Below are 16,683 nucleotides of genomic sequence, written 5' to 3'. Positions count from 1 at the left end.
GAAATTGGTAATACTTTTCTTTAATCCTCTACGTTCACTTCAATCGATATAGGGATTTCTATTTTTGAATTAGCAGCAACGTGATAAATCTCATTGTGGTTAATAAAAGTAATGGCGTCTCCTAAAACAGATACTTGGAAGGTATCCTTGTACACATCAATCTTCAACAGACTGCCATGCCAATTAATTTCAAAATGCAAACTATTCCATTTACTTGGGAGATGTGGTTCGATTCTCAATTGACCATCAAGAACTCTGATACCACCGAATCCTTCAACAATCATATTCCAAATACCACCAATTGAGGCCATATGTAACCCTTGAGCTGATTTACCGACGCCAGTCCCTAAATCGACCTCACATGCTCTCTCAAAATAATCATAAGCCGTATCAGCCAAATTTAAATCACTGGCCAAAATACTATGAGTTGAGAAAGATAGTGATGAATCGTGTGTAGTCTTGGGTTCATAGTAATTCCAATTGGCAAGTTTAATATCGTCGCTAAATAAATCTTCAAATAAGAAGACTAACAATAAGACATCAGCCTGCTTAGTAACTTGTAAATCATTGATCTGTTGTAAATTATAATCTTTGAAGATCTTCGCATGACCTCCATCGGATTGATACTGAGCTGTTTCAATTATTTTCTTTTGTAAATATGTGTCGTCTTCTGGAATAACATCAAATTCATTAGGCTTAGGTAGAAAAATTAAATTAACCTTAGATATCCAATCCTGATAAGCCTCATCAAGTTTTAATTTCAAATTCAATCCGTTATATATTTCTGGATTAGAGTTTCTCAACAGGTCAATCACTGCAATTGCCTTTTGAATACACCAGAAAGCAGTGTAATTGGTAAATGCACTGTTATCAATATGTTCCTTGTATTCATCCGGTCCAATCACATTATCGATAACAAACTTCTTACGTGCAGGGTCCCATTCTAGCCGGCTAGCCCAAAATTTGGCAGCGTCTAGAATAATTTCATAACCCATTTCTTCAGCAAATCTCTCATCTTTAGTAATCGACAAATATTGCATTACAGCAATAACCACATCACTAGTAATGTGTTGTTCCAAAGAACCAGAAAGAATTCGCATCGGTTTTCCAGTTACAATATCAACTGAACCCCAAGGTGGTGTCATTTCACCATCAGTCGACCAGGCTGACTCCCAAGGAAATTGAGCTCCCCAGTAGCCATTGGCCTTAGCTTTCTTCCTAGCACCATCTAGTCCTAAATAACGATATTTCAAAAGATTACGTGCCATCTCCGGCATCGTAAAAGTAAAGTATGGCAACATATAGATTTCTGTATCCCAGAATGTATGGCCTTTGTACCCCTCACCAGTCAAACCTTTAGCTCCAATATTCATTCTTGAATCTTTAGGAGTATTAGCCGCCAATTGATAACGAGCAAAATTAATCGCTACTTGTGGTTTGACATCGTCCGAATCAATACTGATCAAACTACGTTGCCAAACATTGATATTCCAAGCATTAGCTGATTTATTCAATAACTCATCATAATTAAGTAGACTGGAGCGCTTAATTGCATCTATGGATATATCTGAAATAGTGTCACTGCCCACATCGCTATCAATAGTCGTATAGACATTAGCATATTTAACAAAAGTGAATCTCTCACCTTTAGTCATATCAACATTATATTCGTCAAAAATCTGGCGGCGATCCATTCTAATACTGGGTTTAACCTTTAACAACACCTCATCGACATAAGCTTTCTGTGTCACATTAAAAGTAAAACCAATATTCGTTTGTTGCGTCTTTTACTGCAATTGCAGAATTTTACCATCAAACAGGCGTTTGTCACCTTCAACTAAGTGTTGAGTTCCACTATTGGAATATTGACCATCAATCCCTGAATTGAGTTTAATGTTTAGGTCACTCTGATCAGAAGTGATTTCCAATTTAGAGACAAATAAATGAACATCATTCATTGAAACAAAACGTGAAAACTTAAAACTGATTCTATTACCATCAATTAGCCAATCAAATGACCGAATTAATTCACCATTCCTTAAATTAAGATGCTTATGATAGTTCTCTATCAATCCCGTACTTAATGAAAATGCTCGTTGATTGATTATGATCTCCATATTTAATAGATCAGGTAAATTAGGAAGTTCTGTGACTTCATCATTGAACGCATCAAACGTTCCAGCTACGAACATATCACGTCTTTCGTTCAAGTTTCTTTCTTCAGCAGTTGCTCTTATGCCTAGATAACCGTTGCCTTGAAACATTATTGCTTCGGTCTTATCCGCCTTGAAGAGGTCGAAATCGTTGGTACCAATATACCAACTGTCATTATTTTTGGTGGTTACACAATATTCCATAAGTCATCATCCGTTCATTAAAGATATTTTGCCCTCAATATCAGTAATGTCGTTCACATAAATCGAATCCTCTGCCCTCATTGTACCTATTTTTTTGTAGATGTGAACTATTTCACTTGTGATTTATCGTTCAAACTTTTGGCTAATAAAAAATCCCACTTGTTTTTTGAGTATCTTTACAAGTGAGTGAATACAAAATGCTTATTTATTTTATTTTTGACCATATTTAATATAATTATTAAACAGCATAGATTTATTTATATAGAAGTATCTGCTAATACAATTAAATTTTGAAGATAATTTTTTTACTTATTTAATTTGCAGATTTTTTAGAATCAATGTTTGTAATTCTTGTAAATCGATCTCATAAAAATCCGATAATACAAATAAGAGTTCACCATCAATGATCTTATTTTTATCTGTTTCAATTGCACTCAGAACCGAGGTCGATGTAGTGCAGCCATATTCTGTTTTTGTAGTGTCAACCACCTGCTGGAGTGTCAAATTCTTCAAAAGTCTTTTTTTACGCAAATACTTTCCAATCGTTATCATGTGTCAAATACAACCTATACCTTTCATATATGATATTTTAACTTAAAATATGGTTTTTTCAAAAAAAGTTATTGAAAAAAAAGAATTTCTAGTTTACCATGTTCTTGTCCTTGATTAAGGAAAACTTAAAAAAAGGGAATTTATTATGTATAGCAATCAATATTTAAAAGCATATTTTACATTAAAGAACATCAAACAAAATGATATTGCCAAACTTCTCGACAAATCAACATCTACCATTCGTAGAAAGAATGATGACTTAGGGTTCACTCAAAAAGAGATATTACTAATTCATAATAAATACAACATCCCTCTTCAAGCATTCTTCTATGATGCAGATAACGATAATACGGATAATTCCACATTTCCAGAGAATTCCTAAAAATATTCATTTGAAATATGCCATCACTAAATAGTCTATTTCAAATCATTAAAAAAAGTGCAAATTTTGATTTGCACTTTTTTGTTATCTTCATTTTTGATTTATATCTTGCTGCAATTGATTCAATTCTCCATTATTAGAAAGTTTCTGATATTGTTGATAGGCCTGATACCAATTTCCATTATTAATAGCAGTTCTCAAACCCGAGTACTCATCATTAGAAAAAATTTCTTGAGCAGCTTTTTGTGATTGTTCCTTTGTTAATGCAGATGAATCTTCAATAAGAGTCGCTGTTTTATCCTGACTGTCCGCAGCCGACATGATTTCAGACATTTTCTTCTTACCTAAAACGGAAGCTGCTCGGTCAATCTTCTCATCTTTCTTAGGATCACCAGTTTTACGTGCCTTAACCTTTTTAACTAATTCCGATTTCACGGCCTTATCGCTAGGGGTATCATTACCTGTCGCACTGCGTAACATATTATTCAATGGAAAAAAGAAGACAACGCATAAAACTATTAAAACTAGTAATGAAATGATGATTGTTAAAACCAATGGTTTCTTAGTTTTCTTTTGATGACGCATTTGTTGACGCATAAGATCACCTTTCTTCACGGATATATTACCACCATTTTCATTCAGAATTCAGTTTTTTTAATAACGTATTTTCATATTCTGACACGTCAATGACAGCGTTTCAACTTATTTTGCTAACTAATTTTTCATGAAAATAATAAAAAAATTCTTTAAAGGAGTTTCAGAAATTAATTTTTCTGGAACTCCTTTTTATTTCTAAGATAATTGGTTCAAACCACTGGCGTTATAACGTCAATTAATTAGTCTACTCTATCTTCTCCTATATTCTAGGAATCTCTTTGGTACCAATAATTAGACCAGTAACCTGAAAATATACGTATCGTCATTTATAAGTTAACTTTTTTCTAATCTTTCTAATTTAATTGTATAGTCTGTTCATAAAGATAAAACAATGTTTATAGCCCAATTATGAATAATTAATAAAGTTTTTTAATATTATTTTAATTTTAGGGGTTGTAAATTAGAAAATGATTAACTATAATCGAACTCAATTATTAAAAAAGTTCAACGGAGCACTGGTACGAATGTATCTTTGCATCTTAGAGTTTAAATAAGAAGATTATTAGAATCAGGAGGGGATATCTTGGAAACTACATCAGATTTTCTAAATATTAAAGATGTTAACACTGCTTTTAAGATTAATGGAAAATACTACGATGCCATTTCTCATATTAATCTCACAGTTCACCATGATGAGATTCTCGCCATTGTTGGTGAGTCTGGATGTGGAAAGAGTACTTTAGCCACAACCATTATGGGATTGCATGATCCATCCGAAACAAAAATTTCAGGTGAAATTGATTTTGAAGGCACTGACCTTTTAAAACTTGATGAAGCTGGATACAACAAATTCCGAGGAGCCAAAATCGGAATGATCTTCCAAGATCCACTATCTGCTTTAAATCCTCTAAAAAGGATTGAAGATCAAATTAGTGAAGTGATGACCTACCACACTAAATTAACCGCTGAGCAAAAACATAATAGAGTTTTGGAGCTCTTAAAGGAAGTAGGAATTGTTGATCCTAAAAGAACAGCTCATCAATTTCCTCATCAGCTTTCCGGTGGTATGCGTCAACGTGTTATTATCGCGATTGCCATTGCTTGCAAACCCGATTTAATCATCGCTGACGAACCAACAACTGCTCTTGATGTAACAATTCAAGCTCAAATCTTGGATGTTCTAAGAAAGATTCAAGCTGAAAATCATGCCGGTATTATCCTGATCACCCATGATTTAGGAGTTGTTGCTGAAACTGCCGATCGTGTAGCAGTTATGTATGCCGGACAAATTGTTGAAGAAGGTAGCGTTGAACAAATCTTCAATACTCCAAAGCATCCTTATACACGTTCTCTATTAAGATCAATGCCTCAACGTGATAATCAAAACGATGACTTATATGTCATTCAAGGTAATGTCCCTTCATTACAAAAAATGCCTCAAATTGGTGATCGATTTGCTCCACGTATTCCTTGGGTCAAGCCTGAAGAACACGAAAAAAATCCAACAATGCATGAAATAGAACCTGGACACGAAGTTCGTTGTACTTGTTACAAGAGCTTCTCATTTCCAGATCAGGTTGGGAGTGTGAAAGCATGAGTTTAGTTGAAATTAAAAATTTAAAAGTTCACTACCCTATCCGTTCTGGATTTTGGAATCGAATTACTGATTCTGTAAAGGCTGTCGATGGTATCAGTTTCAATATTGAAGCTGGTGAAACCTACGGGTTGGTTGGTGAATCTGGTTCAGGTAAATCAACCACTGGTAAATCAGTCGTCGGTTTAGAAAAAATCACAAGCGGTTCAATCATGTATCAAGGTAAAGATATTACCAAGAAGAACAACCGTAAAGAACTCGATTATAACCATGACGTCCAAATGATTTTTCAAGATTCCCTTTCTAGTTTGAATCCTAGAAAAAGAATTGAAGATATTATCGCAGAACCATTAAGAAATTTCGAGCATTTAAGTAAAGATGAAGAGAAATTAAGAGTTTTACAACTACTAGATATCGTTGGTTTGGATCCTGATGCTTTATACAAGTACCCTCATCAATTCTCTGGTGGTCAAAGACAACGTATCGGAGTCGCTCGTGCTGTTGCTACCAATCCTAAATTGATCATCGCCGATGAACCGGTTTCCGCTTTGGACCTTTCCGTTCAAGCTCAAGTTCTAAATTTCATGAAGAAAATTCAACGTGAATTTGGAATTTCTTACCTATTCATCTCCCATGACTTGGGTGTTGTCAGACATATGTGTAATAACATCGCCATCATGAACCGTGGTCGTCTAGTTGAAATTGGAACTCGTGATGATATTTATAATCATCCGGTTCATATCTACACTAAGCGTTTACTAGCTGCCATCCCCGAAACAAATGTCAATGATAGAAAAGAACACCGTGCCAATCGTTTAGCCGTTGAAGAAATCTATCGTCAACAACAAGACAAGTACTACGACAAGGATGGTAAAGCTTTCCCACTAGTTCCAATTAGTCCAACTCATTCAGTTGCTTTACCAAAAGAAGTCGCAGAACAGATCATCAAACAAGAAGGAGAGGTGAAGGCATAATGTGGAAAACAATTCTCCGTCGTATCATGATTATGATTCCTGAAGTTATTATTCTTTCTCTTTTAGTTTTCTTATTAGCTAAAGCAATGCCTGGTGATCCTTTCACCGGCTCCATTAATCCCAAAGCCGATCCTGCTCAACTTCATCATTTGATGAAATTAAATGGTTTGTATGATCCTTGGTATCAACAATATTGGAATTGGGTTGTACATTTATTCCACGGTAATTTGGGAAATAGTTATCAATATCAAGAACCAGTTACTCGTTTGATTGGTAGTCGTGCTGTAAATACCCTTTGGTTAGCTTTATTCACAACAATCCTTACTTATTGTTTTGCTTTACCAATGGGTATGTACGCTGCTAAGCACGAAGGTAAACTTCCTGATAGCATCATCAGAGTATACACATACGTTACATACTGTATTCCCTTCTTTGTTATCTTGGTTATCGGTATCTGGATCTTTGGTTACGTACTGGGTTGGTTCCCAACAACTGGTTCAATCTCCTCTACGGCTACACCTGGAATAGGTTCTATTGGATCAAGATTCTATCACATCTTATTACCAGGTATTTTAGGAGCATTATTTGGAACAGTTAACGTTGTTCAATATCTTCGTTCAGAAGTTATCGATGCCAAACGTTCCGATTATGTCAGAACTGCTCGTTCTAAAGGTGTTCCCGAAAAAGATATTTACAAACATCATATTTTTAGAAATTCATTATTACCTATCGCCGCATTTGCCGGTTATTCAATTACTGGATTGTTGAATGGTTCCCTATTTACTGAAACTGTCTTCTCTTACCCAGGTATGGGATTACTGTTCATCAATTCAATCAGTTACCGTGATTACACTGTAATCACTGCTTTAGTTTTAATCTACGGAATTTTAAATCTATTAGGAACTTTGCTTTCAGATATCATCCTAAGCATTGTTGATCCTAGAATCAGAATTGAATAAGGGGGCCGTTAGATTATGGAAGAAAATTTAAATAAACATTCAAACATTTCAGCGGCAGACCTTAAACGTCTAACTAAAGAAGCCGATGACGAAGCCACACCATCTTCGGCTAAAATCATTTGGAATGAATTTAGGGCTGACAAACCTGCTATGGTTGCTTTATTCATTGTTATTGCTTTCATTTTATTTGTAATGATTGCTTCATTATTCATTAACACTTCACAAATTATGCAAACCAATATTATGAATTATAATGCTAGTCCTGGAACGAGTGGTTTTGTTTTAGGTGCTGATTCCGGTGGTCGTCCTATTGCCCAACAACTAATCGTTGGAGCTAGAAACTCAATTGGAATTGCTATTGGTTTAACTATTATTTCTTCAACATTTGGTATTTGTTGGGGACTAATTTCTGGATACTTCAATGGCTATATTGATTGGGGTATGCAACGTGTGTATGACTTCATGATGATGCTACCAATGACAATGATGATTATTGTTTTGGTAACTATTATTAAAAATTATAATGCTGTTACCTTAACGTTGATTTTTTCAATTTTTTACTGGGAAGGTACATCGCGTTTGATTCGATCACGTACTCTTTCAGAATCTGAAAAAGATTACGTTGCTGCTTCTAAGACTTCTGGTACTAACAGTTTCAAAATTATTTTCCGAGAAATCATGCCTAACATTTCATCATTGATTATCGTTGATACAACTTTATCATTTGCTGAAAATATTGGTGTTGAAACAGGTCTTTCCTACTTAGGATTTGGTCTTCCAATTCAAACTCCATCACTTGGTACTTTAATTGCCAACGCTAATGATCCTAATAATATCACTCAATACTGGTGGACATGGTTACCAGCTGCATTGTTGATTATCGTTCTTTGTTTATCAATTAGTTATATTGGTCAAGTTATTCGTCGTTCAGCCGACGCTTCTCAACGTCAAGGAACTGAAAATTAATTTCTTTAGACCTTCACCAAATTTAAGGGGATGGTGCCTACCAAATATTAAGCGCACATTCATTAGCTTCACTCATAAATTCACCATAATAAATCGGAAAACGATATAGGGTTATTTTATTTCCAAGGGGGAAATACATATGGTTAAAACTAAGAATAAAGTTATTCTTTCTGCAGCAGTTACACTTTTAGCTGCTGTAACACTTGCTGGTTGTTCTAACAACAGCAGTTCATCAAGTTCGAATAGCGCTGTTAAATTCTCAACTGCCTATAAGAACTCAGCTGCGACTGATAAAAACGCTACTAAAAATGGTACTTTGAAATTGGCTATGCCAAGTAACTCACCATTCCAGGGTATTACCGATCCAGTTTTAGCTCCAAATGCTACTGATGCTGAAGCTTTTGCTCCCGGTGGTGAAAATTCCCTATTCAACGTTGATAAGAACTATAAAATCGTTGATGGTGGCCTTGCTAACCAAAAACTTGATCGTAAAGCTAAAACAGCTACAATCACTATTCGTAGCAATGCTAAATGGTCCAATGGTTCACCTGTAATTGCTAAAGATGTTGAGTACGCTTATGAAGTTCTTGGTAATAAGGAATCAACTTCAAGTCAATATTCATCTGACTTTGAAAATATCGAAGGTATGGCTGCATACCATAAAGGAACTGCAAGCACTATCTCTGGTATTGAAATGCCAAACGGCGAAAAAGGTAAAAAAGTTGTTATTCACTTTAAACAAATGACTCCAAGTATGAAATTCTCTGGTAATTCATACATCTGGGGTTCCATCGAGCCTTATGAATATATCAAAGATGTTCCTATCGCTAAACTTGCCTCTTCAGAACAAATCCGTAAGAATCCTATCTTTGTTGGTCCTTACAAGTTGGATAAAGTTGTCGAAGGTGAATCAACAAGTTGGTCACCAAACAAGTACTACTACGGTAAGAAAGCTCAAATTGGACACATCACTATCAACGTTGTTTCTCTAAATAACATTGATAAAGCTCTTCAATCAAAGAAGTACGATTCTGTTGTTCCAGAAGTAGCTGGATCACTTGGTGGTACTGATTACAAGAACTTAAAGAATTTAAAGGGTTACGCCAAAGTTGGTCAACCTGCTTTAGGATACAGTTACTTTGCCTTTAACTTAGGTCATTTTGATACTAAGACTGGTAAGAACGTTGAAGATTCAAGTAAGAAAATGTCTAATAAGAGCCTACGTCAAGCTATGATGTATGCTGTCAATGTCGATCAAGTTTCTAAGAAATTTGGTAATGGTATTAAATGGCGTGCTAATACTCTAATTCCACCTGTATTTAGTAAATACTACGATAAGAGTGCTAAGGGTTACCCACTAGACATCAAGAAAGCCAATAAGTTACTTGATGACGCTGGTTACAAGAAGCGTAACGGTAGCAAATGGCGTTCAGATCCAAATGGTAAGAAGTTAGTTATTCACTTCGGTGCTATGTCAAGTAGTGCTACTACTGAAGCTACTTACCAAAATTATCTACAACAATGGCATAAGATTGGCCTAAATGTTAAATATGCTAATGGTAAACCAATGGAAGTTAATAGCTTCTACGATACTCTACAAAAGCCAAATCAAAACTCAATTGATCTTTGGTTAGGTGCATGGTCACTATCATCAGAACCTACACAAACACAACTTTATGGTGAAACTGCTCCATTCAATATGGGTCACTTTGCTACAAAGAAGAACACTGAGTTAATCAATAAGATGAATGATTCATCTGCTTGGAATGATGAAACACGTACTAAGACATTCAAAGAATGGCAAGAATACATGAACGATCAAGCCGGTGTCGTTGGTGACCAATTCAACTATGCATGGCAACCAGTTAACAAACGTGTTAAAGGATTCGATATTAGTCCTGCTAACGATGAATTCTACAGTAATCTAACATTGACTTCTTCCAAATTGAAGTAGTCAATGCAACTCTATTAATTAACTCTTCTCCCACATTACACACATAATCAGTTAATTAATCGAAGAATCCCGACAAAAAAAGCTTCTCAAGACTAGAAATAGTTTTGAGAAGCTTTTTGATTTGCCTAAAAAATTGGTGCATCACGTTTAATTCCGCCACTAACACCTACATTTTGTTTCGATAAGTATGCTGGATCGTCGATTATTTTTAAAATAAGTTCAGCTACACTCTTACGTGAAATACTATTACCCTGAACCGACTTATTAGGCTGTGTAACCTGATAACGTACCTCATTAACATTATTCAACCAAGCCAATCTTAAAATCGTGTAATCCAACCCTGATTGCTCATACAGATGTGCAACCTGCGTTCCAATTTGACTAGTTGTCTTACTATGAGTTCCTAATCCACAGATAGAAACCACTCTCATAACACCATTAGCCTGCATAGCCCTAATAATATTTTGTGTAGGAACAATTGATTTCGTAGCTCCCGTTAAGTCAAAAACAATATCTTGATCCTCCACCGCAGCTTCCACAACTGAGTTGTCCCTGACATCCCCTTCAATAGCAATTGATCGATTGACTATTAAATCATCAACTCGAATTTCATTGCGTAAGAACAACGTTAATTTAACATCTGAGAAAGCTTTATCACTTAACAACTGCTCTTCAACTAAACGAGCAATTTTACCATTAGCTCCTAAAATCAAAATATTCATAGGACTACCTCCTAATCAAATTATTCAATGAACTCTTTCAATTGGGTATCGTTATTATTGTATCTAAAACCGTCTGTTACCTTACTCGTAGCGGCTAATTTCTTAATATAAGGCATCGATTCATTAACACTTGAACCACCAGTTGTCGTAAAAGGAACTATTGTCTTATTTGAGAAATCATATTTATCAAAAAGACTGTAAAAAATCATTGGCACACGACCACTCCAAGTCGGATATCCTAAATAGATTGTATCGTATTTATTCAAGTCCGGAAGCGTCGTTTTTATCTCTGGGTGAATCTGTTGTTCAAATTCATTTTGAGCCACCGGTACATAATTACTATAACCCTCCGGATAAGGAGTTTTAGGCTCTACATTGACAATGTCAGCGCCAGTCAACGCTTGAATCTTTTGAGCCGCCCTCTTAGTGTTACCTGAGAGTGAAAAATAAATGATTAATTTTGCCATAATTACACCTCTTATTTAGTATCCTATACCCTAAAGTCAGGTTGAGGTCAAGAGATCAGAGAGCGGAACAAGGGCGTTTAGCCCACGAGGATTTGCCTAAGTACTGAAATTGCACGCGTACTTGGCGGGCAATTTCAGTACTGTAGCAAACCGGAATGGGTTGCCCTTGTGGAGCTCGTTTCCACTATTAAACATAGAACAATAGTTATTTAAAGCAAAAAAAGTGAAGCCAGAAAAAATCCAGCTCCACTTAAATTCAAACAGTCGTTACTTAGCAGCAACAGCTCTACGGCTAATCTCTACATTCTTATGAGATTCCAATTTACCATTGTTAACTAATCTAACCGCGTAATCAACAACACTATCATAAGAAACATCCTCACTAGTTGGTGCCTCACCCTTATCAACTAGATCATAATTAATATCTTTACCAGCGTCTAAACGAGTTGCTCGAAGAATCGTATAATTCAATTCAGAATCCTCAATCAAGCTAACAGCTGTGCGATATGGCTGTAAAAGAGCATCCTGTGCTAAATTACCTGAAGCACCATCAGTAACAGGCATCTCATTGTAAAGACCCATTGATGTAATGAAGATCAGACGCTTAATTTTTTTCATCTTCATCCCATCAATAATTCTTTGAACCGACAAGCCCAGATTGCTATCCGTTGCCATTAGAACAATATCATTGCCATCTAAAGCTTCGTTCAAAACCTTATCGTCCAAGACATCCCCATGAACCTCACGTTCACGTTTTTCATCAATTGATAAGATATTAGTGTTACGAGCCAACAATGTTAAATAATCATCCGTTTTATCCAAAAGTTGTTTTGTAACCTTTTGACCAATTATCCCAGTTGCACCAACTACCAATACATTTGTCATACCAAATTACCCCCGACTTCCAAATTTTGTTCCAGCTCTATCCTAACTCTTTTAAAGAAATCTAGCTAAATTCTTCACTGTTCCTTTTCATTTTCTTACATTAATCAATCCACTTTCATTCATATTTCAGTGTTTTCAAAAATTATGCTATGCTTAATGTACACTTTTATTTAAAAGAGGAGAGATTTGAGAATGGAAATTGAACAAGACCCTGCGTATCAGCAGATGATAAATGGAGAACTTTACTTAGAATCAAAACCTTTGGTTAACTTGCGTAACGATGTACGAACAAAATTAATGGAATATAATTTGATTGCTGACAACGATCAAAGAAATACTAAAATTAAAAGTTTAATGAAATCAGTTGGTAATAGATTTTTCGTTGAACCAACAATCTACTTTAGTTATGGTGTTAATATCACTATCGGTGATCACTTCTACGCCAATCACGATGTCATGCTTTGTGATGAAGGTAAAATCACTATCGGTAATGATGTTAAATTTGGTCCCAAAGTCGGTTTATATACACCAAAACATCCCATGGACCCAGCTGTTCGTCGTACTGAAGCCGAAAGAACTGCCCCAATTACAATCGGAAACGATGTTTGGGTCGGAGGCAGCGCAAGTATTCTTCCAGGAGTAACTCTAGGAAACAATGTCATCGTTGGTGCAGGATCAGTTGTTACAAAATCCTTCCCTGATAACGTTATTGTTGTCGGAAATCCTGCTCGTATCTTAAGAAAAAATGAGCCTACAGATTAATTAGTCATTAAAAAGGAACCTCAAGGATAACTTGAGATTCCTTTTTTTAGTACACAATAGCACTCATACTTGGTACTGCTGCATCTTGTGAATAAACCACCTGCGAATTGGTTTTATTCAAAATAGATTGAACTAACATTTTATTGTGCTCTACAGAATAAGAAGTACCGTCATTGAATGAAATCAGTGATTTAATATCTCGATTCATTAAAGCAAAATTAATTGTATCTAAATCACTGATCAGACGCTCTTGATTGTCTGCTCGATGCAAATCATGTTTGATTTTTTCTATCAATGCGACAGTTTCAAAATTCTTGTATTCATTAACTTTTTCCAACATTTCTCTGTGTGATAAGTTAAGCATTGAACTGTGGATCACACCATCGATATATTTGCTATTCCCATAATTATTTAAGTAAACATCTAACACTTCTGGTAAGCCCGTCAAAAGAAAAGTCGTACCCTCACGTTGATACATTGATCCCAATTTACGATCTAAATATTGGTAATAGATCAATTGATCTTTCTGTTGCTCTTCTGATTTTGTCCGATGACCGTGATAAATGGCATTCTTCCCACCATATGAGCCAGAATTCAGATTAGCATTAGCATCAAAATCTGGATAGTAATCCACAAAATTACCGTGAACTCCCTCAAGTTCAACTTCTTTAAGATTATCCATATTAAATACATTGATCCGATCACGACTGAGGTTAATCAAATACTCTGGATCAGCACCACTCTCTTCCGGTAAAAGTAAATCCTGAACTAAGAACGTTGTACCAACATGTGCCTTAGGTAAAACTTGATGTTCCATACGTGAAATTTCCATAGCTTCATTATTAGCAAAAATAATCAGTGCCTTCTTAGAAGTGCTAAACAATTGGCGATCGAGTAATAAATTTTCCAACTGTTCAACTGCTTGGTCCCACTGACGTCTTGGATAATTCAATTCCAAATCTTTTTTAACGTCTTTCAATAAGTTTTTATAATTAAGAATGTTTTCTTCAATTTGAGGAGTTTCTGGATGAATTGGTAAGATAATACTGATCTTTGGTTCCACATCTGAAGCTAAAAGTCTCATTAAGTTATCATTATTTATTTTCATAGTCCATCTCCTACTATTTAGAATCTTATCGATAATATAAGTATATTTTTATATTATCATGATGTAGGAATTTTTGTCTATTTATTAAATCATTGCTATTGTTTGAAATAAATAAAAGCAGGTAATCATACTACGATTACCTGCTTTTATTGCTCTTTATCCTTGAGTAGGATTATGGAAATGTGATGGTGCTGTATCAGACATGTTATTCAAAGTTTCCATATCTTCAGCACTGATTTCAAAGCTTAACTTAGCATTGTCTTCAATATGAGCCTTGTGAACTGCCTTTGGTAAAGGCAATACTCCATTTTGGATAACAAATTGAATAGCTAATTGTGGAACGCTGACATTGTATTTTTCAGCAATCTTGAGAACATCTTGATTGTGAATCAAGCCACCAGTTGCTAATGGTGAATATGCTTCAACCAAAATATCATGTGCTTGAGCAAATTTTGTGATCTTAGGTTCCGTGAAACCAACATAATATTGGATTTGATCAACCATAGGCTTAACCTTAGCTGTTTGTAAGACATTTTCCAAATCGTGTACATTAAAGTTAGATACACCAATTGCTTTAACACGACCTGAAGCATAAATTTTCTCCATTGCACGCCATACATCTTGATTCTCCTTGTCGTAGTTAGCGCCAATTTGCCCCCATGGCCATGGAGCATGAATCAAATAAAGATCCAAGTAATCTAAATCAAGGTTCTTCATTGTAGTTTCAAAGTCATTTAAAGCATCATCATAATTTTTAGTTTCGGCCGGTAATTTAGAAGTTACGAACAAATCCTCACGCTTAACGCCTGAATCCTTAATACCTTGTCCAACTTCTTTTTCATTTCGATAAACCAAAGCTGTATCGATATGTCTATAGCCAGTGTCAATAGCATCATGAACAGCTTGTCGAGCATCCTCAGCAGGAATTTGCCATGTACCAAAAGCGACTTTAGGAATTTCCACACCGTTATAAATCTTAAATGTATCTGTTAATTTCGTCATAAAAATGCTCCTTCCATTTGAACAAGCTCATGATACTCCTTAAAGTCAACTCTAGGTCAAATATTTAGTCCAACTTTTTCCAAGGAATAATTGGTGACATTTCTTGGGGACAATCGTTCAAATCCTTTTGTAACCAAGTTACATCTAACCAGCGATTGAATTTAAAACCGACCTTATGAAAAGTTCCAACTTCCTTGTACCCTCTCTTTTCATGGAATTTGATACTATTAGCGTTTTCTTCAGTAATACAAGCCATCAGATTAACGACACCCTGTTTTTTCAAAATATCCTCAAGCTTTTGATAAAGTCTTGTACCTAAACCGTGACCTTTATAGTTCTTATCGATATAAATACTAGCTTCCACAGTCCATGCGTAGGCAGCTCTAGGCCCGTATAGATGAGCATAAGCATATCCTAATATCTTATTATCATCATCCACAGCGACCAAATAAGGGAAATTTTCAGAAATATCACGAATACGTTGTTTAAAGTTTTCAACAGATGGAATAACATCTTCAAAGGTTATTGTTGTATCGGTAATATAGGGTGCATAAATATTTAATAACGCTGGGGCATCATCCTCTGTAACGCGTCTGATTCTTGTCATTCAATCTGCCTCTTTTTAATAGATTTAATAGTTTAATATTATAGTACTTTTTGGCACAAAAAAACTTGCTGATTTACATATATGTAATCAACAAGTTTTATTTCAATCCCAAATACTGGATTGTTTCTTTTGTTTAAAAATGTGGGTTCTGATCCAAGGAATGACCCAGTAATCTAATCCAATCTTACCAGCATTAAAACCAGCAATAATAATGAAGTATTCTAGAAAAATATATTCGGGGTTAACTGAAATAGCTCCAGCTAACATGTATGAAAAGTTCATCATTAGTCCAAAGAATACGGCTGCAGTTGTTAAACAACCAAAAATCAAACCTAAACCAACGAGGAATTCACCCCAAGAAACCATCATGCTCATACCTTTATAATGAGGTAATATAGCACTTAACATGTTATTGAACCAAGGGTAAAGAACTTTACCTGTAGGTCCTTTAACAGGATTCTTAACGGCATTGCCGAGCAAACCTTTAACAGCCCCAGCAGCACCACCAGTGATTTTTTCCCATCCAGCCATTGTCCATAGAACACCTAGGTACACTCTAATAATAGCTAAAATAATTGAAGCAATTTTATTAGTACGTAAAAACTTTACCATAGTAATGTTTTCCCCCTTTTTACTAATAATTCCTTACCTCTATATTATAAGTCTAATTTGGCGTAATGAGGATTTTTTAGACTATACTTGTAGACTAATTATTAACAAAAAGAGGGCACAAAAAAAAGAATCAACCTAAGTTGATTCCTTTACCATTAGCGTGGCAGCTACCTATCCTCGCGG

Annotated in this window: 17 protein-coding genes; 7 read left to right on the top strand and 10 right to left on the bottom strand. The window is 35.3% G+C overall.

Going from position 1 to position 16,683, the window contains the following annotated elements:
• Positions 1–20 precede the first annotated feature (20 nt).
• Both FC97_RS08895 and FC97_RS08890 read right to left on the bottom strand, forming a co-directional pair.
• Positions 21–1,751 carry a glycosyl hydrolase family 65 domain-containing protein gene (locus FC97_RS08895; RefSeq protein WP_143442711.1) on the bottom strand — a complete coding sequence of 577 codons (1,731 nt, stop codon included), beginning with the start codon at positions 1,749–1,751 and terminating at the stop codon, positions 21–23.
• A gap of 36 nt (positions 1,752–1,787) precedes the next feature.
• A complete protein-coding gene (locus tag FC97_RS08890; RefSeq protein WP_054643514.1) occupies positions 1,788–2,357 on the bottom strand; it encodes a hypothetical protein in 570 nt (189 codons plus the stop codon).
• Between the two features lie 697 nt (positions 2,358–3,054).
• Here FC97_RS08890 and FC97_RS08880 point away from each other — a divergent pair.
• Positions 3,055–3,291, top strand: a complete 237-nt coding sequence (locus FC97_RS08880; protein ID WP_054643516.1) for a helix-turn-helix domain-containing protein — start codon at positions 3,055–3,057, stop codon at positions 3,289–3,291.
• Between the two features lie 90 nt (positions 3,292–3,381).
• Here FC97_RS08880 and FC97_RS08875 read toward each other — a convergent pair whose 3' ends face one another.
• Complete coding sequence (locus tag FC97_RS08875) at positions 3,382–3,906, bottom strand: hypothetical protein (RefSeq protein ID WP_054643517.1); 525 nt, start codon at positions 3,904–3,906, stop codon at positions 3,382–3,384.
• A gap of 562 nt (positions 3,907–4,468) precedes the next feature.
• Here FC97_RS08875 and FC97_RS08870 point away from each other — a divergent pair.
• From FC97_RS08870 to FC97_RS08850, 5 genes are all read left to right on the top strand, one after another.
• Positions 4,469–5,485: an ABC transporter ATP-binding protein gene (locus FC97_RS08870; RefSeq protein ID WP_054643518.1), complete on the top strand. Its 1,017-nt coding sequence runs from the start codon at positions 4,469–4,471 to the stop codon at positions 5,483–5,485.
• The gene (locus tag FC97_RS08865) at positions 5,482–6,456 is read left to right on the top strand and encodes an ABC transporter ATP-binding protein (protein WP_054643519.1); all 975 of its coding nucleotides are present in this window, start codon (positions 5,482–5,484) and stop codon (positions 6,454–6,456) included. Before FC97_RS08870 ends, FC97_RS08865 begins: the two co-directional genes overlap by 4 nt.
• Complete coding sequence (locus FC97_RS08860; protein ID WP_054643520.1) at positions 6,456–7,415, top strand: ABC transporter permease; 960 nt, start codon at positions 6,456–6,458, stop codon at positions 7,413–7,415. Before FC97_RS08865 ends, FC97_RS08860 begins: the two co-directional genes overlap by 1 nt.
• 15 nt (positions 7,416–7,430) lie before the next feature.
• Entirely contained in the window at positions 7,431–8,381 is a 951-nt protein-coding gene (locus tag FC97_RS08855) for an ABC transporter permease (protein WP_054643521.1), read from the top strand.
• Between the two features lie 139 nt (positions 8,382–8,520).
• Complete coding sequence (locus FC97_RS08850) at positions 8,521–10,335, top strand: oligopeptide ABC transporter substrate-binding protein (protein ID WP_054643522.1); 1,815 nt, start codon at positions 8,521–8,523, stop codon at positions 10,333–10,335.
• Positions 10,336–10,460: 125 nt separating this feature from the next.
• Here the strand turns inward: FC97_RS08850 and FC97_RS08845 are convergent, their stop codons facing one another.
• The 3 genes from FC97_RS08845 to FC97_RS08835 form a co-directional block, all read right to left on the bottom strand.
• On the bottom strand, positions 10,461–11,057 hold the full coding sequence (locus FC97_RS08845) for an NAD(P)H-binding protein (protein ID WP_054643523.1): 597 nt from the start codon (positions 11,055–11,057) through the stop codon (positions 10,461–10,463).
• Between the two features lie 20 nt (positions 11,058–11,077).
• A complete protein-coding gene (locus FC97_RS08840) occupies positions 11,078–11,524 on the bottom strand; it encodes a flavodoxin (protein WP_054643524.1) in 447 nt (148 codons plus the stop codon).
• A 267-nt stretch (positions 11,525–11,791) separates the two neighbouring features.
• A complete protein-coding gene (locus tag FC97_RS08835) occupies positions 11,792–12,409 on the bottom strand; it encodes an NAD(P)H-binding protein (protein WP_054643525.1) in 618 nt (205 codons plus the stop codon).
• 192 nt (positions 12,410–12,601) lie between these two features.
• Between FC97_RS08835 and FC97_RS08830 the strand changes: the two genes are divergently transcribed.
• A complete protein-coding gene (locus tag FC97_RS08830; protein ID WP_056968106.1) occupies positions 12,602–13,171 on the top strand; it encodes a sugar O-acetyltransferase in 570 nt (189 codons plus the stop codon).
• A gap of 46 nt (positions 13,172–13,217) precedes the next feature.
• On the opposite strand, the gene FC97_RS08825 is transcribed toward FC97_RS08830, so the two are convergent.
• The 4 genes from FC97_RS08825 to FC97_RS08810 all read right to left on the bottom strand — a co-directional run bounded on the left by FC97_RS08825 (position 13,218) and on the right by FC97_RS08810 (position 16,500).
• Complete coding sequence (locus FC97_RS08825) at positions 13,218–14,279, bottom strand: baeRF8 domain-containing protein (protein WP_054643526.1); 1,062 nt, start codon at positions 14,277–14,279, stop codon at positions 13,218–13,220.
• Positions 14,280–14,435: 156 nt separating this feature from the next.
• Positions 14,436–15,281 (bottom strand): aldo/keto reductase, encoded by an 846-nt coding sequence (locus FC97_RS08820; RefSeq protein WP_054643527.1) that lies wholly within the window; start codon positions 15,279–15,281, stop codon positions 14,436–14,438.
• A gap of 64 nt (positions 15,282–15,345) precedes the next feature.
• The gene (locus FC97_RS08815) at positions 15,346–15,888 is read right to left on the bottom strand and encodes a GNAT family N-acetyltransferase (RefSeq protein ID WP_054643528.1); all 543 of its coding nucleotides are present in this window, start codon (positions 15,886–15,888) and stop codon (positions 15,346–15,348) included.
• A gap of 102 nt (positions 15,889–15,990) precedes the next feature.
• Positions 15,991–16,500 (bottom strand): DoxX family protein, encoded by a 510-nt coding sequence (locus FC97_RS08810; protein ID WP_054643529.1) that lies wholly within the window; start codon positions 16,498–16,500, stop codon positions 15,991–15,993.
• Positions 16,501–16,683 lie beyond the last annotated feature (183 nt).

Origin of the sequence: Companilactobacillus kimchii DSM 13961 = JCM 10707, assembly GCF_001435445.1 — a bacterium.
GTDB classification, from domain to species: Bacteria; Bacillota; Bacilli; order Lactobacillales; family Lactobacillaceae; genus Companilactobacillus; species Companilactobacillus kimchii.
Note: the sequence above shows the minus strand (reverse complement) of the source record. Positions and strands in the feature narration are given on the sequence as shown.

What these genes read in the sequence shown, in the direction of transcription:
- FC97_RS08890 (WP_054643514.1), bottom strand. Translation starts at nt 2,357, where the DNA reads ATGGAATATTGTGTAACCACCAAAAATAATGACAGTTGGTATATTGGT.
- FC97_RS08880 (WP_054643516.1), top strand. Translation starts at nt 3,055, where the DNA reads ATGTATAGCAATCAATATTTAAAAGCATATTTTACATTAAAGAACATC.
- FC97_RS08865 (WP_054643519.1), top strand. Translation starts at nt 5,482, where the DNA reads ATGAGTTTAGTTGAAATTAAAAATTTAAAAGTTCACTACCCTATCCGT.
- FC97_RS08860 (WP_054643520.1), top strand. Translation starts at nt 6,456, where the DNA reads ATGTGGAAAACAATTCTCCGTCGTATCATGATTATGATTCCTGAAGTT.
- FC97_RS08855 (WP_054643521.1), top strand. Translation starts at nt 7,431, where the DNA reads ATGGAAGAAAATTTAAATAAACATTCAAACATTTCAGCGGCAGACCTT.
- FC97_RS08850 (WP_054643522.1), top strand. Translation starts at nt 8,521, where the DNA reads ATGGTTAAAACTAAGAATAAAGTTATTCTTTCTGCAGCAGTTACACTT.
- FC97_RS08845 (WP_054643523.1), bottom strand. Translation starts at nt 11,057, where the DNA reads ATGAATATTTTGATTTTAGGAGCTAATGGTAAAATTGCTCGTTTAGTT.
- FC97_RS08840 (WP_054643524.1), bottom strand. Translation starts at nt 11,524, where the DNA reads ATGGCAAAATTAATCATTTATTTTTCACTCTCAGGTAACACTAAGAGG.
- FC97_RS08835 (WP_054643525.1), bottom strand. Translation starts at nt 12,409, where the DNA reads ATGACAAATGTATTGGTAGTTGGTGCAACTGGGATAATTGGTCAAAAG.
- FC97_RS08830 (WP_056968106.1), top strand. Translation starts at nt 12,602, where the DNA reads ATGGAAATTGAACAAGACCCTGCGTATCAGCAGATGATAAATGGAGAA.
- FC97_RS08825 (WP_054643526.1), bottom strand. Translation starts at nt 14,279, where the DNA reads ATGAAAATAAATAATGATAACTTAATGAGACTTTTAGCTTCAGATGTG.
- FC97_RS08820 (WP_054643527.1), bottom strand. Translation starts at nt 15,281, where the DNA reads ATGACGAAATTAACAGATACATTTAAGATTTATAACGGTGTGGAAATT.
- FC97_RS08815 (WP_054643528.1), bottom strand. Translation starts at nt 15,888, where the DNA reads ATGACAAGAATCAGACGCGTTACAGAGGATGATGCCCCAGCGTTATTA.
- FC97_RS08810 (WP_054643529.1), bottom strand. Translation starts at nt 16,500, where the DNA reads ATGGTAAAGTTTTTACGTACTAATAAAATTGCTTCAATTATTTTAGCT.